The organism is Amycolatopsis pretoriensis, from assembly GCF_900107925.1.
GTDB lineage: Bacteria > Actinomycetota > Actinomycetes > Mycobacteriales > Pseudonocardiaceae > Amycolatopsis > Amycolatopsis pretoriensis.
The window spans coordinates 1206702-1229047 of sequence record NZ_FNUJ01000001.1; the positions used below are offsets into that span (position 1 = coordinate 1206702).

Annotated in this window: 23 protein-coding genes; 14 read left to right on the top strand and 9 right to left on the bottom strand. The window is 73.6% G+C overall.

The annotated features are described in order from the left end of the window. Nucleotide 1 precedes the first annotated feature (1 nt). Nucleotides 2–1033, bottom strand: a complete 1032-nt coding sequence (locus tag BLV96_RS05600; RefSeq protein WP_086683338.1) for a site-specific integrase — start codon at nt 1031–1033, stop codon at nt 2–4. Nucleotides 1034–1124: 91 nt separating this feature from the next. Here BLV96_RS05600 and BLV96_RS05605 point away from each other — a divergent pair, with 91 nt between their 5' ends. Continuing rightward, nucleotides 1125–1469, top strand: coding sequence for a YciI family protein (locus tag BLV96_RS05605; protein ID WP_086678890.1), 345 nt, complete (start codon nt 1125–1127; stop codon nt 1467–1469). Next, the gene (locus BLV96_RS05610) at nt 1466–2674 is read left to right on the top strand and encodes an RNA polymerase sigma factor (protein ID WP_086678889.1); all 1209 of its coding nucleotides are present in this window, start codon (nt 1466–1468) and stop codon (nt 2672–2674) included. The genes BLV96_RS05605 and BLV96_RS05610 overlap by 4 nt, the downstream gene beginning before the upstream one ends. Here BLV96_RS05610 and BLV96_RS05615 read toward each other — a convergent pair. Then, nucleotides 2657–5434 (bottom strand): P-loop NTPase fold protein, encoded by a 2778-nt coding sequence (locus BLV96_RS05615; protein ID WP_086678888.1) that lies wholly within the window; start codon nt 5432–5434, stop codon nt 2657–2659. The genes BLV96_RS05610 and BLV96_RS05615 overlap by 18 nt on opposite strands. A gap of 177 nt (nt 5435–5611) precedes the next feature. On the opposite strand from BLV96_RS05615, the gene BLV96_RS05620 reads away from it, so the two are divergent. From BLV96_RS05620 to BLV96_RS05635, 4 genes are read left to right on the top strand one after another with little or no spacing between them, the layout of a single operon-like run. Further along, the gene (locus tag BLV96_RS05620) at nt 5612–6682 is read left to right on the top strand and encodes a coiled-coil domain-containing protein (RefSeq protein ID WP_244180055.1); all 1071 of its coding nucleotides are present in this window, start codon (nt 5612–5614) and stop codon (nt 6680–6682) included. A gap of 40 nt (nt 6683–6722) precedes the next feature. After that, nucleotides 6723–7067, top strand: a complete 345-nt coding sequence (locus BLV96_RS05625) for an ArsR/SmtB family transcription factor (RefSeq protein WP_086678887.1) — start codon at nt 6723–6725, stop codon at nt 7065–7067. After that, complete coding sequence (locus tag BLV96_RS05630; protein ID WP_086678886.1) at nt 7064–7495, top strand: SRPBCC domain-containing protein; 432 nt, start codon at nt 7064–7066, stop codon at nt 7493–7495. Before BLV96_RS05625 ends, BLV96_RS05630 begins: the two co-directional genes overlap by 4 nt. Next, the gene (locus BLV96_RS05635) at nt 7492–7896 is read left to right on the top strand and encodes a YybH family protein (protein ID WP_086678885.1); all 405 of its coding nucleotides are present in this window, start codon (nt 7492–7494) and stop codon (nt 7894–7896) included. Before BLV96_RS05630 ends, BLV96_RS05635 begins: the two co-directional genes overlap by 4 nt. On the opposite strand, the gene BLV96_RS05640 is transcribed toward BLV96_RS05635, so the two are convergent. After that, the gene (locus BLV96_RS05640; protein ID WP_086678884.1) at nt 7868–8794 is read right to left on the bottom strand and encodes an AraC family transcriptional regulator; all 927 of its coding nucleotides are present in this window, start codon (nt 8792–8794) and stop codon (nt 7868–7870) included. The two genes, BLV96_RS05635 and BLV96_RS05640, sit on opposite strands and share 29 nt — an antisense overlap. A gap of 82 nt (nt 8795–8876) precedes the next feature. Between BLV96_RS05640 and BLV96_RS05645 the strand changes: the two genes are divergently transcribed. Further along, nucleotides 8877–9698: a Rossmann-fold NAD(P)-binding domain-containing protein gene (locus BLV96_RS05645; RefSeq protein ID WP_086678883.1), complete on the top strand. Its 822-nt coding sequence runs from the start codon at nt 8877–8879 to the stop codon at nt 9696–9698. 17 nt (nt 9699–9715) lie between these two features. After that, nucleotides 9716–10165, top strand: a complete 450-nt coding sequence (locus BLV96_RS05650) for an anthrone oxygenase family protein (protein ID WP_086678882.1) — start codon at nt 9716–9718, stop codon at nt 10163–10165. Here the strand turns inward: BLV96_RS05650 and BLV96_RS05655 are convergent, their stop codons facing one another. The 5 genes from BLV96_RS05655 to BLV96_RS05675 are packed head-to-tail and all read right to left on the bottom strand — an operon-like array spanning nt 10166 to nt 14111. Continuing rightward, nucleotides 10166–10651, bottom strand: coding sequence for a GyrI-like domain-containing protein (locus BLV96_RS05655; protein ID WP_086678881.1), 486 nt, complete (start codon nt 10649–10651; stop codon nt 10166–10168). Next, nucleotides 10651–10983, bottom strand: coding sequence for a YciI family protein (locus tag BLV96_RS05660; protein WP_086678880.1), 333 nt, complete (start codon nt 10981–10983; stop codon nt 10651–10653). The genes BLV96_RS05655 and BLV96_RS05660 overlap by 1 nt, the downstream gene beginning before the upstream one ends. A gap of 1 nt (nt 10984) precedes the next feature. Next, nucleotides 10985–11749, bottom strand: coding sequence for an alpha/beta fold hydrolase (locus tag BLV96_RS05665; protein WP_086678879.1), 765 nt, complete (start codon nt 11747–11749; stop codon nt 10985–10987). Next, the gene (locus BLV96_RS05670) at nt 11746–13020 is read right to left on the bottom strand and encodes an RNA polymerase sigma factor (protein WP_091388806.1); all 1275 of its coding nucleotides are present in this window, start codon (nt 13018–13020) and stop codon (nt 11746–11748) included. Before BLV96_RS05670 ends, BLV96_RS05665 begins: the two co-directional genes overlap by 4 nt. 20 nt (nt 13021–13040) lie before the next feature. Continuing rightward, entirely contained in the window at nt 13041–14111 is a 1071-nt protein-coding gene (locus tag BLV96_RS05675; RefSeq protein ID WP_091388811.1) for a TetR/AcrR family transcriptional regulator, read from the bottom strand. Nucleotides 14112–14197: 86 nt separating this feature from the next. Here BLV96_RS05675 and BLV96_RS05680 point away from each other — a divergent pair, with 86 nt between their 5' ends. Next, nucleotides 14198–15367: a cytochrome P450 family protein gene (locus tag BLV96_RS05680; protein ID WP_086682906.1), complete on the top strand. Its 1170-nt coding sequence runs from the start codon at nt 14198–14200 to the stop codon at nt 15365–15367. Here the strand turns inward: BLV96_RS05680 and BLV96_RS05685 are convergent. Next, nucleotides 15350–16147 carry a TetR/AcrR family transcriptional regulator C-terminal domain-containing protein gene (locus BLV96_RS05685; protein ID WP_086682909.1) on the bottom strand — a complete coding sequence of 266 codons (798 nt, stop codon included), beginning with the start codon at nt 16145–16147 and terminating at the stop codon, nt 15350–15352. The genes BLV96_RS05680 and BLV96_RS05685 overlap by 18 nt on opposite strands. Before the next feature lie 79 nt (nt 16148–16226). On the opposite strand from BLV96_RS05685, the gene BLV96_RS05690 reads away from it, so the two are divergent. The 5 genes from BLV96_RS05690 to BLV96_RS05710 all read left to right on the top strand — a co-directional run bounded on the left by BLV96_RS05690 (nt 16227) and on the right by BLV96_RS05710 (nt 22344). Continuing rightward, complete coding sequence (locus BLV96_RS05690) at nt 16227–17156, top strand: ATP-binding cassette domain-containing protein (RefSeq protein ID WP_086682912.1); 930 nt, start codon at nt 16227–16229, stop codon at nt 17154–17156. Further along, the gene (locus tag BLV96_RS05695; protein ID WP_086682915.1) at nt 17153–17935 is read left to right on the top strand and encodes an ABC transporter permease; all 783 of its coding nucleotides are present in this window, start codon (nt 17153–17155) and stop codon (nt 17933–17935) included. The genes BLV96_RS05690 and BLV96_RS05695 overlap by 4 nt, the downstream gene beginning before the upstream one ends. 44 nt (nt 17936–17979) lie before the next feature. Then, nucleotides 17980–20496, top strand: coding sequence for a DEAD/DEAH box helicase (locus tag BLV96_RS05700; protein WP_086682918.1), 2517 nt, complete (start codon nt 17980–17982; stop codon nt 20494–20496). Next, the gene (locus tag BLV96_RS05705) at nt 20493–21578 is read left to right on the top strand and encodes an SWIM zinc finger family protein (RefSeq protein ID WP_086682921.1); all 1086 of its coding nucleotides are present in this window, start codon (nt 20493–20495) and stop codon (nt 21576–21578) included. The genes BLV96_RS05700 and BLV96_RS05705 overlap by 4 nt, the downstream gene beginning before the upstream one ends. A gap of 193 nt (nt 21579–21771) precedes the next feature. Further along, nucleotides 21772–22344: a DinB family protein gene (locus BLV96_RS05710; RefSeq protein WP_091388814.1), complete on the top strand. Its 573-nt coding sequence runs from the start codon at nt 21772–21774 to the stop codon at nt 22342–22344. The last annotated feature ends 2 nt before the right edge of the window (nt 22345–22346 follow it).

The window sequence follows — 22346 nt, forward strand, 5'->3', positions numbered from 1 at the left end:
CTCAGAGGTCGAGCACGCCCGCGGCGTTGTCGTCCCACTGGTCGACGCGGCGGATGTACTCGTACAGCGCGCGGCTGCCGCGCACCCACCGGCCCTGGTCGGCGATCGCGAGGTCGTCGGCGCCGGCCCGGCGCGCCTCGGTGGCGAACCCGGACCGCAGCGAGTGCCCGGTCACCGGGTACGGCAGGCCCGCGCGGACGCCCGCCCGGGTGAGGATCTGGTTGACGCCGGTGGTGCTCAGCGCCGGCAGGCCGACGTTGCCGTGCCGGTCGACCCGGCGGAACGCGGGGCCGTCGGCGATCCCGGCGCCCGAGCGCCACGCGTGCCACGCCCGCACCGGATCGGTGTCGGGGCTCTCGCGCCGCGGGACGACCATGTCGCCGGTGCTCTTGCCGTGCCGCACGGTCACCGCCAGCCCCCGGCCCTCGACCGGCTCGACGTCGGTGACCAGCAGGTTCGCCAGGTCCGAGCACCGGGCGGCGATCGGGAACCCGATCAGCAGCATCGCCCGGTCGCGGGCGCCGGCCAGGGTGTCCGGGCAGGCCCGCGACATCGCCCGCAGGTCGGTGAGGGTGACCATGGTGGCCTTGCCGCGGCCGCGCTGGATGCCTTCGCGGGCCAGCCGCTGCCGGTAGCCCTTCAGCGCCCGCCACGCGGCGCGGCTCGCTTCGGGGTCGACGACGACTTTGTGGTGACGCAGCCCGGCGAGCGCACCGGTGAGCCGCCGTTCGATCGTCGACGGCGCCGCCGGGGCGGCCAGCTCCGCCACCTCGGGCACGGCGCGTTCGGCCGGCCGCAGCGTCCGCCCGCGTTCGAGCCAGACGACGAACCCGGTGAGCGCGCCGATCGACGCCGACAGCGGCGGAATCCCGGCCTCGGCGGTGTAGTCCTGCCAGACCTGCCAGTCCTGGGCGTAGGCCTTGAGCGTGTTGGGCGGCCGCTGCTCATCGACGTGCCGCGCGGCGGCCTGATCGAGCAGCGCGAGCCGGTCCTGCGGACTCAGGGCGGCGGTCACCGGTTCCAGCTCGGGCACGCGCCGAGGTTACGGGATCATTCTTCGCGAACGTTGTCGATCCGGCCGCGCGGCGTTCGTATGAAGGGCAAAACCGCGAAAGGAAGCCGACGTGAAGCAGTACCTGCTCAGCATCTACCAACCCGACGGCCCCACCCCGCCCCCCGACGTCCTCGACGGCGTCGTCAAGAAGCTCGATGCTCTGAACGCCGACCTCAAGGCCGCGGGGGCCTGGGTGTTCGCCGGCGGGCTGCACCCGCCGTCCAGCGCCACCGTGCTGCGCGCCGGCGACGGTGACACCCTCATCACCGACGGCCCCTTCACCGAAGGCAAGGAACACCTCGGCGGCTTCACGATCATCACCGCGCCCGACCTGGACGCGGCGCTCGCCTGGGGCAGCCGGCTCGCCGACGCCGTCGCGCCGCTGCCGGTCGAGGTGCGGCCGTTCGCCGGATGAGCGTCGAGGACGTCTTCGCCGCGGAATACGGCCGTGCCGTGTCGGTGCTCGTGCGGGTTTTCGGGAGCATCGACATCGCCGAGGAAGCCGTGCAGGACGCCTTCGCCGAGGCCGTCCGGCGATGGCCGGACGCCGGAGTCCCGCCCAGCCCGGCGGGCTGGATCATCACCACCGCCCGCAACCGCGCCATCGACCGGCTGCGCCGCGAGGCCGCGCGGGACGACAAACACGCCCAAGCCGCCCTCTTGCACGCCACTCTTTCGGACGACACAGCCGAGCCCGTCGAGGAGGGCGCCGTGCCCGACGACCGGCTCCGGTTGATCTTCACCTGCTGCCACCCCGCGCTCGCCCGCCCCACCCAGGTCGCGCTGACCCTGCGGCTGCTCGGCGGCCTGACCACCGCCGAGATCGCCGGCGCGTTCCTGGTCGCCGAACCCACGATGGCCCAGCGGATCGTCCGGGCGAAGAACAAGATCCGCGACGCCGGCATCCCCTACCGCGTCCCGCAGGACGCCGACCTGCCCGCGCGGCTGTCGGCGGTGCTCGCCGTGCTGTACCTGATCTTCAACGAGGGTTACACGGCCAGCGCGGGGCCGGACCTGGTCCGCGACGACCTGTGCCGCGAGGCGATCCGCCTCGCCCGCGTCCTGGCCGGCCTGATGCCCGACGAGCCGGAGGCCTGGGGCCTGCTCGCGCTGATGCTGCTGATCGACGCCCGCCGCGCGACGCGCACGACCGCGTCCGGTGAGGTGGTCCTGCTGGCCGATCAGGACCGGTCCCGCTGGGACGGCGACCTGATCGCCGAGGGCCAGGGGATCGTCCGCCGGTGCCTGCGCCGCGACCAACCGGGCCCGTACCAGATCCAGGCGGCCATCCAAGCCGTCCACAGCGACGCGCCGACGGACTGGTCCCAGGTCAAGGCGCTCTACGACCAGCTGCTGGCGCTCACACCGACGCCGGTGGTGGCGTTGAACCGCGCGGTGGCGGTCGCCGAGGTCGACGGTCCCGCCCCGGCGCTGGCCCTGGTGGACGAGCTGGACCTGGCGCGGTTCCCGCTGTTCCACGCCATCCGCGCGGACCTGCTGGACCGGCTGGGCCGCCACGACCAGGCGATCGCGGCCTACACCCAGGCGATCGAGCTGACCGGCAACGCCGCCGAGCGGGCGCTGCTGGAACGGAAGCGAGCCTCAGCGGGCGCCCGGTGAAAGCACGTAGGAGAACCGGCGGACCCGCGGCACCCACCTCTGGAACACGCGGACGTCGGGCAGCGTGACAGCGGTGGTCAGCTCGTCCAGGCTGCCGTGCAGGTGCTCCCACTGCGCGGCCTCGTCGGTGGGGATCCGGCCCACGGCCTCGCTCACCCAGCGCTCCTCGCGCTCCACCGGCCGCAGCCGGCCGACGAAGTCGCTCCACGGCGTTTCCGGCGCGGCCCGCAGCAGCGCGTCGGCGAAGCGGCCGAGCAGGCGGCCGTGCGCGGTGCACGTTCCCAGCAGCACGACCACGGCCTCGTATTCGCCGGCGAGGAACGTCGAGGCGTCGGAGAGATCGCGCGTGGCGCGGAGCATGCGGTAGAGGTTGATCAGGCGCTTCGCGTCCCGGGGCGTGTCGACCAGCCGGTCCAGCTTCGACAGCAGGGTGATCTCCGGATCGGTCAGCGGCCGCGGGACCTCGGCGGGCCGTCCCGGGGCCAGCTGCGCGGCCACCTGCGAGCCGGGCTCGACCGGGATGGCCGGCACCGGAGCATTGGCCACGACGCCGGTCTCGACGTCGTGTGCCGGCTCGGCCGGCTTGCGCTCTCCGGGGTCGGCGGCGGCCGGGGTGTCGGTCATCGACCACAGCAGCCGCTGCAGGCTGCCCGCCGGCATCCGCGGCAGCACCAGCGGGATGTTGAGGATCTTCTCCAGGTAGTCCTCGGGCGTCACGTGCCAGCCGTCCGCGCGCACGACGGCATCGGCTTCGATCAGCCGGTCGTAGTGCGTGCTCAGCGAGCGCAGCAGCCACCGCGGGTCGACCCCGACGACCACCACGAACAGGTCGAACGCGAGCAGCAGGTGCACCGCCTGCAGCACGTCGACGACCTGCTGCGGGCTGCACCGGTCGAGGTCGTCGATGTAGAGCACGATCCGGTCCAGCGGCCGGGTGGCCTCCTCGCCTTCGGCCACCGGCGCGGTCATCAGCGCGACGAGCTTTTCGAAGTCCTTGCGGATGGTGGAGATCAGGCCGAGGTTGCCCCGGTAGTCCTCGCCGCGGGACCGCTCGGCGAGGAAGGCGTACAGCCGCCGTCCCGGGGTCAGTTCGGTGAGCTGACGGCCCAGCTCCCCGATCCGGGTGACGACCTCCGCCAGTTGCTGTTCGGCGATCTGCTGCTCGGCGTCGGCCTTGCGCAGCGCGAGAAGCTCCTGCTGGGCACCTTCGTCCAGCCCGCCGCGCAGGTCTTCGGCGAGCACCCGCAGCCGGCGCAGCCCGGCGCGGGCCGCGCCCACCAGTGCCAGCCCGGTCGCGGCCAGGCCGGCGAACACGACGCCGACGCCGGTCAGCCACGCCTTCACATCGGGCACGAAGGCCGTGATCGCCGCACCCGCCGCCAGGACGACCGCGGCGGTGACCAGTGCGGCACGGCCGTGGCGGTAGCGGGCGATCCGGGCCAGCGCCTCGGTTTCGCCGTGCGCGCCGCGCATCTCGTCGGCCAGGAGCTTGCCCTGGTCGGCCAGGTCGCCGACGCCGAGCTTGCGCCACAGCCCGTCGTACTCCTCGTGGAAGGTGCGTGACTTCCGCAGCGCGCGCAGCAGGTCGCCGGCCCGGACCTTGCGGGCGTGTTCGGCTTCGCCGATCCGGTGTTTCAGCGCGGCGGCTTCGGCCTGGGCGCGCTCGGTCACCGCGGTCAGCTGCTTGCGCTGTTCCAGCTCGGCGGCGAGCTGCTCGCGCAGCCGGGCGCCTTCGCGCAGCCGGGCCTCGTGCTCTTCGTCCCGTTCGCCGGGGCGGCGGGCGGGTTCGGCGAGCTGGCGGAAGATCTCGTCGCCGAGACTGGCCCAGAGGTTAGCGTCGGCGTAGTGCCAGGCGTTGAACCCGACCTGGGCGATCTTCGCGCAGTGGCCCGGCGTGCCCTCGAGGGATTTGACCTGGCCGCGCAGCATGCCCATGAAGAAGCTCTTGCCGGAACCCCACTCGCCGAAGACGCCGATCGACAACGGAAGCGGCGTGTCCTTGGCGGCGATGACGGTGGCCAGCATGGAGACGTACGGGCTGACGCCGAGGTGGTCCTCGGTCAGCGCGATGCTTTCGTTCGGGTCGACCAAGTCCCGGGCGACGCCGCCGGCCAGCTCCTTCTCCGAGAACACCGGCACGCGGGGGACCGGGGCCGGCTCGGGTGCGGTGGTTCCCGGCGCCGGGAAAGCTGCGGCTCCCGGGACATCGGCGGCCCACTGCTTCCGGATCGCGTCGACGTTGAGGGAGTAGTCGGAGAAGAAGACGACCTCGCGGATGCCGGACTTCGCGGCCAGCGCACCCTCGATGACCGCGCGAGCGGCGACGGACGCAGGCACTCCGAGGCGCCCGGTGGCGAACAGCGGGACGGCGATGGCCGTCGCGCCCACGCCGGCCGCGGCCGTGATGGCGGTCGTCGTTGCGGTCGTGATCGCGCTCGGCGTCGGGTCGTTGCGCCTGCCCTTGTCGTGGGGGGTGGCGAGAACAGCCAGGCGCAGCCGCGGGCGACCGGTGCGGGCGGGCAGGTCCATCGTGATGGGTTGTGCGGGGGTGACCGAGTCCAGGTCGACCAGCTCCCAGCCGGCGCCGGGGAACGCGTCCTGCACTGCGTCGCCGAGGCTGCCGTAGCCGGCCCCCACGGAGATCGCCAGCGCGTCGACCGGGAGATCCCACGGTTGTTCGGTCAGCGCGACGGCGTAGGAGACGCCGTCGATCGTCTGGAGCGGAACCAAGTCGTCGTCGCCGAACTCCTGTGCGCTCATCGGTTCCTGACTCGTCGAGAACGGGGCCTCCGTTACTACCAGATCCGGCTTCCGCTCGATCCGCTCGTCTGGGTTCGGATATGTGACCTTATCCAAACCCAGATGGTCACTCGGCAATCTTCTGTTTCGAAACAGCTCAATCTAGTCCTGATTAGAAGGTTTGATATGCTCCCGATCATGACGGAAGAGGCAGGTCAGCTGCGGATTTGCGAGTACCGGCGCTGCGGGGCGCCGCTGCCGCCGGCGGTGGGGCGGGGGAGCCGGGCGCGGTTCTGCCAGGACGGGAAGACCTGGGGCAGGCGGAACCTGTCCTGCCGGGACGCCGAGGCGGTCCTGTCCGACGCCGAGTCCCTGCGGGAGAGCGACACCGAGCTGGACGACACCGCCGTCACCGCGCTCGCCGGGCAGGTCGACCGGGTCCTCGACCCCGCCCGCGGCCTCGTCGAGACACTCACGACCCTGCGCCACCAGCTGGAGGCCACCACCGCGACCGCCCTCGCCGAACGCGACGCCGCCTTGACCGAGGCCGACGAGCACCGCCGTCAGCGCGGGCTCGCCGAAGCTGACGCCGCGCAGGCCCGCGAGATCGCACAGGAAGCCTCCGCTGCCGCAACGGCGGCCGAGAAGGAGAAGTCCGCGGCCATCCGAGAGCGCGACGCGGCCCGCGGCGCCCAGCGCGAAGCGCTCCACGAACAGCAGCGCGCCGAGGGGCAGCTGTCCGCCGTGCGGGACGAACTGGCGCGGGTCACCGAGCGGGCCGACGCCGCCGTCGAGCTGGCCGGCGAGCGCGCCGGGACGATCGCGACGGTGACCGCCGAACTCGCGGCCACCCGGACCGCTCTGGACGAGGAACGCGGCCGCGGCCGGGCCGCGGAGAGCCGCGCCGAGACGATGGCGGGCCGGCTCGAGGCGGCCGAGTCGCGTGCGGACGCCGCCACCGCGCGGCTCGACACGGCGCACGAAGAGCTGACCAAGGCAGCTACTGCCCACGCGGCCGCCCAGGACCAGGCGCGCATGGCGGCCGAGGGTCTGCGCGCCCGGTTCGACGAGCGTCTGGCCGAACTGCAGGCCGCGCACGAGCAGACCGTCCGGTCGATGCACGAGACCACCACGAACCTCGGCGCCGAACTGCGCGTCACCGCCGGGCGGGCCGACACCGCGGAACGTGCGTTGACCAGGGCGTTGGCCGTGCTGCGCGAGACACCGGGACTGGAGCTGCCCGAGGACGTCACGGTAATGCTCAAGTAGTTACTTGACTATTGGCCTTGCACGGTCGTAACTTAAGTACATGCTTGACCATGAGCTGGACCTGGTGTTCCGCGCCCTGGGCGACCGGACGCGGCGGGCGCTGGTGGAGCGGCTCGTGCGCGGGCCGGCATCGGTCAGCGAGCTCGCCGAGCCGCTGACCATGTCGCTCGCCGCCGTGGTGCAGCACCTGCAGGTGCTCGAAGCCGCCGGGATCGTGCGGTCGGAGAAGGCCGGCCGCGTCCGGACCTGCCGGATCGAACCGGAGATGCTGCGCGCCGGCGAGCACTGGCTGGGACGTCAGCGCACGACGTGGGAGAGCAGGCTCGACCGGCTCGGCGACTTCCTCGCCGAGCCCTCGGACCCCTCGGAAGGGAGCACGACATGACCGTCACGCACGCCACCTTCACGCTGGAACGCACCTACCCCGTCCCGCCGTCCCGCGTGTTCGCCGCGTGGGCGGACGCGGCCGCGAAGGCGCGCTGGTTCGTCCCCGACGGAACCCACGAGCTGGACTTCCGCGTCGGCGGGGTCGAGACCGTCGGCGCCACCGGCCCGGACGGCACCGCCCTGGCCGTCACCTCGACCTACCACGACATCGTGCCGGAACAGCGCATCGTCTATTCGACGACGCTCAGCGGCGGCAAGGCCCTGGCCACGGTCTCGATCACGACGGTCGAGCTCGCCGAAGACGGCGAGGGCGCCCGGCTGGTCCTCACCGAGCAGGGCACGTTCCTCGACGGCGCCGAAGAACCGGCCTGGCGCGAGCAGGGCACCGGCGACTGGCTCGACCGGCTGGGCGAGGCTCTGCGATGACCGCGGCACTCACGGCGCTCGTCGAATCCCGGGTCGCCGCGGTGGCGGCGAAGGACGTCGAGACGCTGGTGGCCCAGTACGCCGAGGACGTCACGCTGTTCGACGCGCTCGGCCCGCTGCGCGACACCGGCCGGGACGTCGAACGGAACCGGCTGCGCGCGTGGTTCGGCGGCTACCGGACCGCGATCGACCTGCGGATCCGGGATCTCGAAGTGGTCGCCGGCGGCGATGCCGGGTTCGCGCACTTCGTGTTCCAGGTGCGCGGCACGATGACCGACGGCACCGAGGTGGACATGGCCGTGCGTGCCACCATCGGTTTTCGCCGCGGCGAGGACGGCTGGAAGATCGTCCACGAGCACAGTTCCGTGCCGCTCACGCCGTCCGGTACCCCTGCGGGCTGACGCCGAACTCGCGCTTGAACGCCGCGCTCAACGTGAACGCGCTGCCGTAGCCGACCTGGCGGGCGACCGAGGCGATCGTCGACTCCGGTTGCTGGCGCAGCAGATCCGCCGCCAACGCCAGGCGCCAGCCTGTCAGGTAGGCCATCGGGGTCTCCCCGACCGTCGTGGCGAAGCGGCGGGCCAGCGCGGCCCGGGACACGCCGGTGTTCGCGGCGAGCTTCGCGACCGTCCACGGCTCGGTCGGCTGGTGCTGCAGCAGCCGCAGTGCCTGCCCGACGACCGGGTCGTCGTGGGCGCGGTACCAGGCGGGCGCGCTCGTGTCGGGCCGGTCGAACCACGCGCGCAGCGCCGCGATCAGCAGCACGTCGAGCAGCCGGTCCAGGACGGCTTCCTGCCCGGGCACGTCCCGGCCGATCTCCCCGGCCAGCAGCCCGACCAGCGGCGTCGGCCAGTCCGCGGCCCGCAGGACGATCAGCGCCGGCAACGCGGCCAGCAGCTTCTTGCTGATCTCCCCGGCCATCCCGTAGGTGCCGGTGAGCAGCACGACCGGCCCGCCGGTGCCCCACGTGCGCACGCCCAGGTCGGCGTAGTCGGTGAGGTGGCCGCCGTCGGGGGTGCGGCACTCCTGGCCGGGCAGGATCAGCGCCTGCGGCGGTGTCGACGGCTGGTCGGCGACCAGGTACGGGTCCGGGCCGCGGGCGATCGCGACGTCGCCTTCGCCCAGCAGGACGGCCTCGCCGGCGTCCGGGACGATCCACGCCTCGCCGCGCACGACCGACACCACCGTCAGCGGCGCCCGGTCCTCGATGCGCAGCGACCACGGCGGGGTCAGCACCGAGCGGAGCAGGAACGCGCCGTGCGCGCGCGGGCCGTCCAGGAGTGCGGCGAGCGGATCCATGGCGGCCAGTGTAGACGCTGGAACATGCGATCGAGCCTGTGAACTATGGAGAGTCTCACCACGGCCCGGTTGACTCAGGGACATGACAACGAACTTCCTGGTGGTGGGCGGCACCGGCAAGACCGGGCGCCGCGTGGCGGACCGGCTGCGGGAGCGCGGCGCGGGCGTGCGGATCACGTCGCGGCGCGGGGCCCCGCCGTTCGACTGGAGCGATCGCGAGACCTGGGTGGCGGCGCTGAAGGACGTCGACGCCGTCTACCTGACCTACTACCCCGACCTGGTGGTGCCCGAGGCGGCCGCCGACATCCGGGCGTTCGCCGAACTGGCCGTGGCGCACGGCGTCGGGCACCTGGTGCTGCTGTCGGGCCGCGGCGAACCGGAGGCCGAGGCGTGCGAGCGGATCGTGGCCGGGGCGGGGACCGGCTGGACGGTCCTGCGGTGCAGCTGGTTCGCGCAGAACTTCAGTGAGCACTTCCTGCTCGACGCGGTGCGCGGCGGCGAGATCGCGTTGCCGGCGGGTACGGTGACCGAGCCGTTCGTGGACGTCCGCGACATCGCCGACGTCGCGGTGAAGGTGCTGACCGAACCCGGCCACACGGGACAGCTGTACGAGCTGACCGGGCCGCGGCTGCTGAGCTTCGCCGACGCGGCCTCGGAAATCGCGGCCGCGTCGGGGCGGGATGTCCGCTATGTTCCGGTTTCCGCCGAGGAGTACGCGGCCGCGGCGGTCGAGTACGGCGTCCCGGAAGAAGAAGCCGGGGCGCTGACCGAACTGTTCGCGCGGGTGCTCGACGGCCGCAACGAGTCGGTGACCTCGGACGTCGAGCGGGTGCTGGGGCGGCCGGCGACGGACTTCACGGATTTCGCGCGGGACGCGGCGGCGACCGGGGTCTGGGCCCGGTGACGGGGAAGGAGAGGCCGATGTCCACAGTGGTGCTGGTGGCCGCGCTGGTCGCGGCCGGGTTGATCGCGGGGCTGTTCTACGCCTACGCGTGCTCGGTGCTGCCGGGGATCGGGCGCGGCGACGACAAGACGTTCGTGGAGGCGATGCGCGGGATCAACGTCGCGATCGTCAACCCGGTCTTCATGCTGACGTTCCTGGGCGCCCCGCTGCTGGCGGGGGTGGCGATCTTCCTCAATCCCGGGCCGCGGCCGTGGGTGATCGCCGGGTTCGCGTGCCTGGTGGCGATGATCGTGATCACCGCGGTGGTGAACATCCCGCTGAACAACGCGCTGGAGTCCGGTGGCGACGACTACGCGGCGGTGCGCGCGAACTTCGAGGCGGTGTGGGTGCGCTGGAACGTGCTGCGGGCGGTGGTGAGCACGGCCGGCTTCGGCTGCCTGGTCGCGGCCGTGCTCACCCGCCGCTGATCAGTCCGCCAGGCGGAAGAGCAGGTCGGTGACCCACTGGGTGGGGTCGGGCACTTCGAGGGGGTTGGTGCGCAGCACTTCCAGCCGCCCGCCCCACTCCTGCCCGTCGGGTCCTTCGGTGACGTCCCACGTGACGCCCTCGGCGGCGCCCCAGGTCAGGACCGCTTCGGTCGCGGCCACCAGGCCGTCGGGGGCGCCGACGTAGGTGTCCAGGACGTACTTCCCGGCCAGGACCTCCCCGAGGAACGCCGGCTCCTCGGGGGTGAAGCCGCCCTCGATCGGGACGCCGGCCTCGACGGTGAACCGCATGCCGGGGTGCAGGACGCGGTAGCGGAAGAACGGCGCCCCGGCCGGGACGATCCCGTGTCCGGCGAGGGTGCCGATCAGGGGTGGCAGCCGGTCGGCGATGCGCGGGAACTCCTCGAGGCCGAGGGTGGCGCGCTCGGCGACGTAGGACTGGGCCGGCCGGTCCACTATGGACGGCATCAGGGCTCCTCCGGGACGAAAACGGGTCGGACCTCGATACTGCCGTAGGTCGCTGCCGGGTGCTTCGCCGCGATCTCCAGGGCTTCGTCGAGGTCGTCGCACTCGAGGACGACGTAGCCGCCGATCTGTTCCTTGGCTTCGGCGAAGGGGCCGTCGGTGAGCAGCACTTCCCCGTCACGGACGCGGATCGTGGTGGCCTCCGACGGTGGGCGCAGGCCGCCGCCGCCGTGGATCTTGCCGCGGCGGGCGAGGTCTTCGCCCCAGCCGTCGCACCCGTCGTACTGGTGTTCTTCGGCGGTTTCGTCGCCGGCGATCAGGAGCAGGTACCGCACTTCAGCGTCCTTCCAGTACTTCGCGCAGCCGCGCGGCGAAGGCGTCCGGTTCGGCGATGAAGCCGCCGTGGTCGCCCGGGAACAGTTCCGGCTTCAGGTCGAGGTCGGCGGCCAGCCCGAGGCCGGTTTCGTGGGCGAGCTGCCCGCCGGACTTCTCGCCGACGGCGACGACGAGCCGCGCGGACGTCGCCCGCAGCGCGTCGAGGTCGGGGTCGTAGGCGCCGGTGGCGGGCATCAGCCGGCCGAAGAAGTAGGCGAAGTTGCCTTCGGCGCGTGGGTCGAGCGGCGGTGCGGGGTCGATGCCGAGGGTGGTCATGAACGCGGCGAAGGCCGGGGCGAGGCCCTGGTCGCGGAACAGCGCGGGGATGTCGGGTCCGTCGAGGGCACCGGCGGGCGCGTAACGGGTGACGGGCGGTTCGTGCAGGACGACCGTGCGGACGTCGCCGGGGTGGCGCACGACGTGGTCGAGCATGGTGATGGCGCCGCCGCTGTTGGCGAACACGTCCGCGGGCCCGACTTCGGTGAGCAGGCGGTGCACGTCCTCGGCGTGTTCGCGGATCGTGTCACCGGTGGGTTCGCCGTCGAGCGGGCTGCGGCCGAGGCCGCGCGGGTCGAACGTGACGACGGTGTGGTCTTCGGCCAGCTGCGGCCGGATCGCGGTGAACACCGCGGCGTCGGCGGGGCCGCCGGGGACCAGCAGCAGCACCGGTCCGCGGCCGGTGACGTCGTAGGTGAGCGTGGCGCCGGGGGCGGCGAGGGTGGTCATGGGCGTTCCTCCGGAGATCGTGGTTCGCCCGACCGACGAACGGGCTCGCCCGGGACCGACACCACCTCCGAAATCCGTCGTGTGAGGTAGGCGCGTTCGGCGTCGGTGGGCGCGAGGTCGCGGGCTTTCGCGTACCACTCGGCGGCTTCGGCGGTCCGGCCCAGGCGGCGGAGGAAATCGGCGCGGGTGGCGGGCAGCAGGTGGTAGCCGGCCAGGTCGAGCTCGTCGAGCAGGGCGAGCCCGGCGAGCGGGCCGTCGGCCATGCCGACCGCGACGGCCCGGTTGAGCTCGACGACGGCGCTGGGGACGAACTTGCGCAGTTCGCCGTAGAGGCCCGCGATCTGGGCCCAGTCGGTGTCGGCGGGCCGGGCGGCGGTGGCGTGGCAGGCGGCGATGGCGGCCTGGACCTGGTACGGCCCGGGTTGCCGCCGGCGCAGCGCGGTCTCCAGCAGCCGGGTGCCTTCGGTGATTTCGCCGGTGTCCCAGCGGGTGCGGTCCTGTTCCTCGAGCGGGACGAGCTCGCCGTCGGCGCCGGCGCGGGTGGCGCGGCGGGCGTGCTGCAGCAGCATCAGCGCGAGCAAGCCGAGGACCTCGGGTTCGTCGGGCATCAGCCCGGCCAGGACGCGGGCGAGTCGGACGGCCTCGGCGGCGAGGTCGGGGCGCAGCAGGTCGGGGCCGGCGCTGGCGGAGTAGCCCTCGTTGAACGTCAGGTACAGCACGCTGAGGACGGCGGCGGTGCGTTCGGGCAGCAGGTGCGCGGGCGGGACGCGGTAGGGGATCCCGGCGTTGCGAATCTTGCGTTTCACCCGCACGAGCCGCTGGGACATGGTGGCTTCGGGGACGAGGAACGCGCGGGCGATCTCGGCGGTGGAGAGGCCGGCCAGCGTGCGCAGGGCGAGGGCGACCTGGGCTTCGGTGGCCAGCGCCGGGTGGCAGCAGGTGAAGATCAGCCGCAGCCGGTCGTCGGTGACGCCGGAGTCATCCGGGTCCGGCTCGTCAGGGACATGCATGAGGGCGGCCTCCCGCAGCTTGGCGGCGCCGACGGTGTCGCGGCGCAGCCGGTCGGTGGCGCGGTTGCGGGCGGCGGTGGTCAGCCACGCGCCGGGCCGGTCCGGGGCGCCGTCGCGGGGCCAGGTCCGCAGGGCGAGGGCGAACGCGTCCTGCGCGCACTCTTCGGCGAGGTCCCAGTCGCCGGTGATCCGGATGAGCGTGGCCACGACCTGGCCCCACTCCTCGCGGAACGCTTCCGCGAGCGCGGTCTCGACGTCCACCGTGCCTCCTTCGCGCCGGGTCACCCACCCGACGAACGGCCGGGTCCGGAACCGACCGCCGCGGCGTGGCAGGCGCCGAAACCTTCGGCGCGCGCGACGATGCGGCCGCTCTCGACTCGGACCGCGGTTTCTGTGGCGTCGCTGACCGCGGTGACGCCCGCGGCCGCGGCCAGTTCGCCCGCCGCGTCGCAAACCAGCCGCAGGCGGGGCCGGGCCGGGGGCGCGACGGCCTGGTCGAGGCAGCCGCGCAGGTCGGCGACGGCGAGCCGGGCCAGGGGCGCGAGCTCGGCGGGGTCGCTGGTGACGAGCACGGCGGTGACGTCGGCGCCGGTGCGGACGGCTTCTTCGAAGGCGGCGGCGCGGTGCAGGCCCAGGACCGTGACGACGCCGTCGCCGGGTCGGAACACCTCGCCGGTCAGCAGGTCGGTCGCGGCCGGCGGGGTCCAGGGCTCGTCGGCGGGCCGGGCCTGGGGGGTGATGGGCGGGGTCGCCGGCCAGTCGTCGTCGAGGTCCAGGTCGAGCAGCGCGGTGCAGGCGGTGACGATGTGGAACGGCTCGCCGAAGCCGGGTGCGGCCGCGGCGAGCTGGGTCGCGCCGTGCAGCGTGGTCAACGCGGCTTCAGCGACGCGCACGAGCCGCCGGCCCGGGCGGAGCCGTTCCAGGGCGAGCCCGAGCAGGATCGCGTCGACGCGCATGAGCTGCGCGAACGGCCGGCGGGTGTGCTCGTCGGCGAGGATTTCGGGCACCAGGTCGCGGCCGAGGCGGGCGTCGCCGCTGTCGGCGTCGGTGGCCAGGGGCAGGCGGGCGACCCACGCGCGGGAGAACGCGGCGAGGGCGTCGGCGGCGGTGGGTTCGGCCGGTGGGGTGGCGGGCCGGGGTGCGCGTTCGGCGAGGTCGGCCAGGACGGCGAAGTACAGGGCCCGTTTGCCGGGGAAGTTGGAGTAGACCGCGCCGCGGGTGAGCTCGGCGCGGTCGGCGATGACGTCGATCTTCGCCTCGCGGAAGCCGCGCCGGGCGAACTCGTCGCGGGCGGCGGCGAGGACCTTCGCGCGGTTGCGTTCCTGGGTCTCCGCCCTGCTGAGCCTGACCATCGTCCTCCTTGCCGTGGCGTCGCGAGCCAAGATACCGTGACCACTGAGATGATTAGAACATCTGATATCAACATCTGGAGTGGTGGATGACCCCCGAGATCGACCTGACCGACTTCAAGGTCCTGACTGACCCGTTCACCGCCTACGACCAGGCCCGCGAAGTGAGTGCACTGGCCCGGCTCGTCATCCCCGGCTTCGGGCCGTTCTGGGCCCTGACCCGCTACCGCGAGGCCCGCGCGATGCTGGCCGACCCGCGCTTCGAGGTCCGTTCCGAGAGCTTCATGCGCCCGCCGGGCATCCCCGAGCACTGCCTCGAGTACATGCGGACCATGGCCGAGCAGGACGGGCCCGAGCACCTGAGGCTGCGCCGGCTGGTCGCGCCGGCATTCACCCCGAAGCGCGCGGCGCAGCTGCGCCCGCGGCTGGCGGCGCTCACCGAGCGGCTGCTCGACGAGCTGCCCGGGCACGCCGAGGACGGCGTCGTCGACCTGATCCCGCACTTCGCCCGGCCATTGCCGATGGACGTCATCTGCGAAATGGCGGGGATCGCCGAGGTCGACCGGCCGCGCTGGCGGGAGTACGGCGCCGCGGTCGCGGGCGGGGCCGGTCCGGACTTCGCGGCCGCGATCCCGGCGATCATCGAGGGCGCGAAGGAGGCGGTGGCGCGCAGCCGGGCGGAACCGGGTGACGACCTCATCGGCGACCTCGTCCACGCCCAGGACGGCGACCGGCTCACCGACACCGAGCTGGTCACGCTCGTCTGGCACCTCGTGCTGGCCGGGCAGACGCCGGTGAACCTGATCGCCAACGCCGTCGAAGCGCTGCTGCGGCACCCGGACCAGCTGGACCTGCTGCGCGCGGACCCCGGGTGGTGGCCGGGCGCGGTCGAGGAGCTGATGCGCTTCTGCAGCCCGCAGCTGCTGACCACGCCGCGGTTCGCCCGGGAAGACGTCGAGATCGACGGGCAGCTGATCCGCGAAGGCGAGCGGGTGACCGCGGCGATGGTGGGTGCCGATCGCGACCCGCGGGTGTTCGCCGACGCGGACCGCCTGGACGTGACGCGCTCCGGGCCGGCTCAGCTCGGGTTCTCCCACGGCCCGCACTTCTGCCTGGGCGCGTCGATCGCGCGGGTGGAGACGGAGGTGGCGCTTTCGGCACTGTTCCGGCGGTTCCCGGATCTGGCCCTGGCCGGTGACGTGCCGCGGGCGCCGGACGGCGGGACGTGGCGGCCCGCGAAGTTACTCCTGACGCTCTGACGCGCGCTGCGACCGGGCGGTGATCAGCGTTTCGATGCCGTCGAGGACGCGGGCGAGGCCGAAGCGGAAGGTGTAAGCGGGGTCTTCGGCGGCGTTGTGGGCTTCGCCCGCGGCCTGGCCGACGCGCGAGGCCAGGGGGTAGTGCTCGGCGGCGGCCGCCGGGATGCCGGCCAGCACCGGCGCGGCGCGCTCCCACCACTGAGCGTCGGTCAGGCCGCTGGTGCGGACCAGGCGGGCGGCGTCGAGCGAGCTGCGCGCGGTGGTCCGCACCAGGCCGGTGACGAGGGCGACGGCGGCGTCCATCTCGACGTCGTCGAGGCCGATGCCCTCGACCGCGCGCAGTTCGCGTTCGTACTTGGCGAAGCTGTGCGGGCCCAGCGCCGAGCGGCTGGTGGTGACCTGCAGCAGCCACGGGTGGCGGTGGAACAGCGCCCACTGGTCCTCGGCGATCGCGGTCAGCGCGGCGCGCCAGCCGAGCGCGGGGTCGGGGACGGGCAGCTCGCCGTGGGCGTGGTCGATCATCAGGTCCAGCAGCTCGGCGCGGCCCGGCACGTAGGTGTAGAGGGACATGGGGGAGACGCCGAGCTGCTCGGCGACGCGGCGGATGGTGACGGCGTCGATGGTGTCGGCGTCGGCCAGCGCGATGGCCGCCCCGACGACGTCGGCCGTGGTCAGCTTGGGTTTCGGGCCGCGGCGCGGGGGTCCCGGCACGCCCCAGAGCAGCTCGATCGCCCGTCGCGGGTCGCCGTCTCCGTTGTCCTCGGTGCTCACGCCGCTCATTCTGCCCACCGGATTCTCGTACGCCGTACAGAGTTGTGCTACGCTTTTCTTCGTACATGGTACAGAGTTAAGGGGCTCGATGACTCCGCAGATCCACGCCGAGGGACTTCGCAGGCGCTACGGCGATGCGTACGCCCTCGATGGGTTCGATCTCTCCGTCCCGGCCGGGTCGCTGCACGGCCTGCTGGGACCCAACGGCGCCGGCAAGACCACGGCCGTGCGCGTGCTGTCCACCCTGCTGCGTCACGACGGGGGCACCGCGCGCGTGGCCGGCTTCGACGTCGCCACCGAATCGGCGCGAGTGCGCGCCTCGATCGGGCTGGTCGGCCAGCAGGCCGCGGTCGACGAGATCCTGTCCGGACGCCAGAACCTGATCCTGTTCGGCCGGCTGCACCACCTCGGCCGTCGCGAGGCCAGGCGCCGCGCGGACGACCTGCTCGAGCGCTTCGACCTGGCCGGCACCGGCGCGAAGCCGGTGTCGGCGTACTCCGGCGGGATGCGGCGACGCCTCGACCTGGCCGCGTCGCTGCTGGCCGCCCCGCGGGTGCTGTTCCTCGACGAGCCGACGACCGGGCTGGACCCGCGCAGCCGCACCGAGGTCTGGCGCGCGGTGCGGTCCCTGGTCGCCGACGGCACCACCGTGCTGCTCACCACGCAGTACCTGGAGGAGGCCGACCGGCTGGCCGACCGCATCTCGCTGGTCGAACACGGCCGCGTGATCGCCGAAGGCACCCCCGCCGAGCTGAAGGGCTCCCTCGGCGCGACCCGGATCGAGCTGACCCTCACCGATCCGGACAAAGTGGACGCCGCGACGGCGTTGCTGGCCCGGGTCACCGGCGCCGAGCCGGTCACCGAGGAGCTGCGGGTCAGCGCACCGGCGGAACCGGCGATGCTGACCGACCTCGTGCGCGAGCTGGCGGCGACCGAACTGGCGGTCGCCGACGTCGCGCTGCGGCACCCGACGCTCGACGAAGTGTTCCTGGAGCTGACCGGAAAGGTGACGCGATGAGGTGGGCCCTCGAAGACGGCTGGACGCTGACCGGCCGCTACCTCGCGCAGCTGGCCCGGCGCCCGGCGCGGCTGGCCACGGTGGTGGCGTTCCCGATCTTGATGGTGCTGATCTTCGCCTACCTGCTCGGCGGCGGGATGACCGTGCCCGGCGGTGGCTCCTACCGCGAGTTCCTGATGCCGGGGATGTTCGCGATGACCATGGCCTTCGGCCTGTCGGGGACGATGATCGCCGTGCTCGACGACGCCACCAAGGGCGTCACCGACCGGTTCCGGTCGCTGCCGATGGCGCCCTCGGCGGTCCTCACCGGCCGGGTCGCGGCGGACCTGGTGAACGCGGTGCTCGCCCTGGCGGTGCTGCTGGGCTGCGGGTTCGCCGTCGGCTGGCAGCCCCACGGCAGCCTGGCCGAGACGTTCGCGGCGTTCGGGTTGCTGCTCCTGCTGCGCACGGCCCTGGTGTGGGCCGGCGTCTACCTGGGCCTGCTGACCACCGATCCGGCGATGGTGACGCTTGCGCAGACGCTGGAGTTCCCGTTCGGGTTCCTCTCCAGCGCGTTCGTGGCGACCGCGACCATGCCGGTGTGGCTGGGAACCGTGGCCGAGTGGAACCCGTTGTCTTCCACGGTGACGGCGGCGCGGGTGCTGTTCGGCAACCCGGGCGCGGCCGGGACGTCCTGGGTGAGCACGCATGCGGTGCTGATGGCGGTGGCGTGGCCGCTGGTGCTGCTCGCGGTGTTCGTGCCGCTGTCGGTCCGCCGATACGGGAGGCTGGGGAACTGAACGCCGATTTCCTGCCGGGTGAACCGCCGCGAGCGGGTCGCCTGGTGCTCGACGACCGGGAACTGTCCATTGCGGACGGTCTGCGGGAACTGCTCGCCACCGCGGACCCCGATCCGTCCGTGCTGTTCTGGGCGACCGCGGCGAAAGCGGCGCTGCGGCTGGTCGCCGCCGGGCGGCTGCTGCCGGGGGTGACCGACGCGGGGCACGACGCCTGGCGCGTCGGCCCCCTGGAGCCGGCGGAAGCGGCCTGGCTGCGGGACCTCGCGGCCGCGATGCCGGTGGACGAACGCGCGCCGGGACCGCTGCTGCGGGCGTTCCTCGACGCCGTCGCCGACACCCTGCCCCGCACGCCGGCCGCGGCGAAGGCGGCCGGGACACGGTTGTTCGCCGCCATCGCCCCACAGCGGGCGGAGTCCTTGCGGGACTGGGCGGACGAGCTGGCGGCCGGGCTCGACTCGGGCATCCGGGTGTCGCTGCGCGTCGAGGCGCCGGACGGGTTCGACACCGGCCGCTTCCACGCCGTCGTGCAGGTGCACAGCCTGGCCGAACCGGGCGAGGTCGCCGACGCGGCGCGGCTGTGGGAGACGGGCCGGTTCGGGCCGCGGGCCCGCATCGACGTCGTGCTGGCGCTGCGGCGCGGCGCGCAGGTGTGGCCGGCGTTGAGCCCGTTGCTGACCTCGGCCGTGCCCGATGAGCTGGTGCTGGGCGGGGACGACGTGACCGAGCTGGTCGCGACCGCGGCGCCGCGGCTGGCGGCGGTCGGCATCGACGTGCACTGGCCGGCCGAGCTCGCCGGCTCGCTGACCGCGCGAGCGGTGGTCACCGCCGGGGACACCCCGGGCGACTTGCCGTCGTTCTTCGGCGGCGGCCGGGCGCTGGCCTTCGACTGGCAGCTCGCGCTGGGTGGGGAGGTGCTGACCGAGGCGGAACTCGACGCGCTCGCCGAGGCCCGCCGCCCGGTGGTGCGGCTGCGGGACCGCTGGGTGCTGGTCGACCCGGCGTTGGCGGCGAAGGCGCGGGACCGGACGCTCAAGCCGCTGACACCGGTCGACGCGCTCGGTGCGGTGCTGACCGGGACGACGGAGGTCGACGGCGAGCACGTCGAGGTCGTCACCGAGGGCTGGCTGGCGCGGTTGCGCGACCGGCTCTCGGCGCCGCCGGAGCCCCAGGTGCCGCCGGCCGGGCTGGCCGCGACACTGCGGGACTACCAGCTGCGCGGGCTGCAGTGGCTGGCCACCGTCACCGGCCTGGGTCTCGGCGGCTGCCTCGCCGACGACATGGGGCTGGGCAAGACGGTCACGCTGATCGCGCTGCACCTGCACCGGGCATCGGGGGCGACGCTGGTGGTGTGCCCGGCGTCGCTGCTGGGCAACTGGGAACGCGAGATCCGCCGGTTCGCCCCGGGCGTGCCGGTGCGGCGCTTCCACGGCACCGCCCGCTCGCTCGAGGACGTCGACGGGTTCGTGCTCACGACCTACGGCACGCTGCGCGCCGATCCCGCGCCACTGGCCGGGATCTCGTGGGGGCTGCTGGTCGCCGACGAGGCCCAGCACGTCAAGAACCACCGGTCGGAGACGGCGAAGGCGCTGCGGCTGGTGCCCGCGGCCGCGCGGGTGGCGCTGACCGGCACGCCGGTGGAGAACACGCTCTCGGAGCTGTGGGCGGTCCTCGACTGGTCCGCGCCGGGCCTGCTGGGATCGCTGTCGGAATTCCGGGCGCGCTGGGCGAAACCGATCGAAGCCGGGGACCCGGCCGCGGCCGAGCGGCTGTCGCGGCTGCTGCGGCCGTTCCTGTTGCGGCGCCGCAAATCCGACCCCGGGATCGCGCCGGAGCTGCCGGCGAAGACCGAGACCGACCGGCCGGTGGCGCTGAGCGCGGAGCAGGTGGCGCTCTACGAGGCGGTGGTGCGGGAGATGATGGCCGATATCGCCGCGAGCGACGGCATGGCCCGGCGCGGCCGGATCGTCAAGCTGCTGACCGCGCTCAAGCAGATCTGCAACCACCCGGCGCAGTACCTCAAGGAGCCCGGCGGCCGGTCGGGCAAGCTCGAACTGCTCGACGAGCTCCTCGAGACGATCCTCGCCGAGGGCGGCGCGGTGCTGGTGTTCACCCAGTACGTCGCCATGGCCCGGCTGCTGGAGCAGCACCTGGCCGCGCGCGGGATCGGGACGCAGCTGCTGCACGGCGGCACCCCGGTCGCCCGTCGCGACGAACTCGTCCAGCGGTTCCAGGACGGCGCGGTGCCGGTGTTCCTGTTGTCGCTCAAGGCGGCCGGGACGGGGCTGAACCTGACGCGCGCCGACCACGTCGTGCACTTCGACCGCTGGTGGAACCCGGCGGTCGAGGACCAGGCGACCGACCGGGCCTACCGGATCGGGCAGACGCGCCCGGTCCAGGTGCACCGGCTGGTGGCCGAGGGCACCGTGGAGGACCGGATCGCGGCGATGCTGCGGGAGAAGCGGGCGCTGGCCGAGGCGGTGCTGGCCGGCGGTGAGGCGGCGTTGACGGAACTGACCGACACCGAGCTCGCGGAGCTCGTCGAGCTGAGGAGCCGCGGATGAGCGACGACGTACGCGGTTTCCCGGCGTTCGGCGCGGGCGGCCGGCTGGCCCGGACGTGGTGGGGGCGGGCGTGGGTGCGCGCGATGGAGGACACCGCCCTGGACCTGCGTCAGCTCAAGGCCGGGCGCAAGTACGCCGCGGCCGGGCTGGTCGGGCCGATCACGGTGAGCCCGGGCCGGATCGCGGCGGTGGTCGACGACGCCGACGGCGGCCCGTTCCGCACCGAGCTGCGGCTGGCGGTGCTGTCGGAAGCGGACTGGACGCGGTTCCTGGACCGGGTGGCCTCCCGTGCCGGGCACCTGGCGGCGCTGCTGGACCGGGACATGCCCCGCGACCTGGTGACGGCGGCCGACGACGCCGGGGTCCACCTGCTGCCGGACATCGGGGACCTGGATCCGGAGTGCGACTGCCCCGGCTGGGAGCTGCCGTGCCGGCACGCGGCGGCCTTGTCGTTCCAGGCGTCGTGGCTGCTGGACGCGGACCCGTTCGTGTTGCTGCTGATGCGGGGCAAGGGCGAACGGGAGATCCGGGAAGAGCTGGAGAGCCGCACGGCGCCACGGGCGGAGCTGGTCGTCGGGGACCGGACGCCGGGGGTGCTGCCGGACCTGGCGGAGTTCGCCCCGTCGGGGGCGCCGTCGATCCCGGCCGCGCCGGGCGTGCCCGCGGAGGCGTTCGCGTTGCTGGCCGCGCACGCCTCCGCGCAGGCCCGGGCGGTGCTGGCGGGCGAGCCCTGGCCGGGACGGCGGCTGGACACCGTCCGGCTGGCCGCGCGGTTCCCGTCGGCGGCTTCGCGGCTGGGCGAGGGGCGTGAGTTCGAGCGGGCGGTGGCGGCCTGGACGCACGGCGGACGGGCCGGTCTCGAAGTCCTGGATTCGGCGTGGAACCCGCCGAAGGCGGCGCTCGCGGCGGCCCGGGCGGCGCTCGTCGACGAGGAGCCGGTGTTCGAGCGCAACCGGTGCACGGCCGGGGAGGTGCAGCTGCGCCTGGACCGGGCGGGCCGCTGGCACCCGTACCGGCGCGAGGACGGCGAGTGGTGGCCTTCGGGTCCGCCGGAAGCCGATCCGGGGCTGCTGATCGGCTGACGCTTCTTCACGGATCGAGCCCGCGTCAAGCCAGGGATTTTCGTGGGGTTACGCGGTATCCAGCGTGATCCTCGTTGTCTCCTGTCCGCTACGGCGGGCTTTCCGCCGGGGCCCACTGGGGGTGCGGGCGCGCGGGGCCGCCTTCCCGCGCGCCCGCCCGGTTTCCGTCGGTGCCCGGCGCTAGCGTGCGCGCATGGACGCCCTTGCCGCCGATCTGCACCGCTACCTCCAGGAAAACCGCGAGAACGTGCTCGCGTCGTTGTCCGGGTTGAGCGAGTACGACATCCGCCGTCCGGTGACGCCGACGGGGACCAACCTGCTGGGCCTGGTCAAGCACCTGGCCGGGATCGAGCTGGGCACGCTCGGCGACTGCGTGGGCCGCCCGGCCCCGGTCCGGCTGCCGTGGGTCGAGGACGGCTCGATCTGGGACGGCGCCGACATGTGGGCCACGGCGGAGGAGTCCCGCGAGGAGCTGGTCGGGCTGTACCGCACGGCGTGGCGGCACACCGACGAGACGCTCGAGCTGCTGCCGCTGGACGCGCCGGCGTCGGTGCCGTGGTGGCCGGCGGACCGCCGGGAGACGACGTTCGGTTCGCTGCTGGTGCGCACGACCGCGGAGACGGCCCACCACGCCGGTCACGCCGACATCGTCCGGGAGCTGATCGACGGCCGCGGCGGCGGCGACCACGACGACATCGGCGACGCGGCGTGGTGGGAGCGGTACGTGGGGCGGATCCGGCAGGCGGCCGAGCCGTTCCGCTCCTAGCG

Bases quoted from the DNA above. Each gene is read 5' to 3' on its own strand.
- BLV96_RS05610 (WP_086678889.1), top strand. From the start codon at position 1,466: ATGAGCGTCGAGGACGTCTTCGCCGCGGAATACGGCCGTGCCGTGTCG.
- BLV96_RS05615 (WP_086678888.1), bottom strand. From the start codon at position 5,434: ATGAGCGCACAGGAGTTCGGCGACGACGACTTGGTTCCGCTCCAGACG.
- BLV96_RS05620 (WP_244180055.1), top strand. From the start codon at position 5,612: ATGACGGAAGAGGCAGGTCAGCTGCGGATTTGCGAGTACCGGCGCTGC.
- BLV96_RS05625 (WP_086678887.1), top strand. From the start codon at position 6,723: ATGCTTGACCATGAGCTGGACCTGGTGTTCCGCGCCCTGGGCGACCGG.
- BLV96_RS05630 (WP_086678886.1), top strand. From the start codon at position 7,064: ATGACCGTCACGCACGCCACCTTCACGCTGGAACGCACCTACCCCGTC.
- BLV96_RS05635 (WP_086678885.1), top strand. From the start codon at position 7,492: ATGACCGCGGCACTCACGGCGCTCGTCGAATCCCGGGTCGCCGCGGTG.
- BLV96_RS05640 (WP_086678884.1), bottom strand. From the start codon at position 8,794: ATGGATCCGCTCGCCGCACTCCTGGACGGCCCGCGCGCGCACGGCGCG.
- BLV96_RS05645 (WP_086678883.1), top strand. From the start codon at position 8,877: ATGACAACGAACTTCCTGGTGGTGGGCGGCACCGGCAAGACCGGGCGC.
- BLV96_RS05650 (WP_086678882.1), top strand. From the start codon at position 9,716: ATGTCCACAGTGGTGCTGGTGGCCGCGCTGGTCGCGGCCGGGTTGATC.
- BLV96_RS05655 (WP_086678881.1), bottom strand. From the start codon at position 10,651: ATGCCGTCCATAGTGGACCGGCCGGCCCAGTCCTACGTCGCCGAGCGC.
- BLV96_RS05665 (WP_086678879.1), bottom strand. From the start codon at position 11,749: ATGACCACCCTCGCCGCCCCCGGCGCCACGCTCACCTACGACGTCACC.
- BLV96_RS05675 (WP_091388811.1), bottom strand. From the start codon at position 14,111: ATGGTCAGGCTCAGCAGGGCGGAGACCCAGGAACGCAACCGCGCGAAG.
- BLV96_RS05680 (WP_086682906.1), top strand. From the start codon at position 14,198: ATGACCCCCGAGATCGACCTGACCGACTTCAAGGTCCTGACTGACCCG.
- BLV96_RS05685 (WP_086682909.1), bottom strand. From the start codon at position 16,147: ATGAGCGGCGTGAGCACCGAGGACAACGGAGACGGCGACCCGCGACGG.
- BLV96_RS05690 (WP_086682912.1), top strand. From the start codon at position 16,227: ATGACTCCGCAGATCCACGCCGAGGGACTTCGCAGGCGCTACGGCGAT.
- BLV96_RS05695 (WP_086682915.1), top strand. From the start codon at position 17,153: ATGAGGTGGGCCCTCGAAGACGGCTGGACGCTGACCGGCCGCTACCTC.
- BLV96_RS05705 (WP_086682921.1), top strand. From the start codon at position 20,493: ATGAGCGACGACGTACGCGGTTTCCCGGCGTTCGGCGCGGGCGGCCGG.
- BLV96_RS05710 (WP_091388814.1), top strand. From the start codon at position 21,772: ATGGACGCCCTTGCCGCCGATCTGCACCGCTACCTCCAGGAAAACCGC.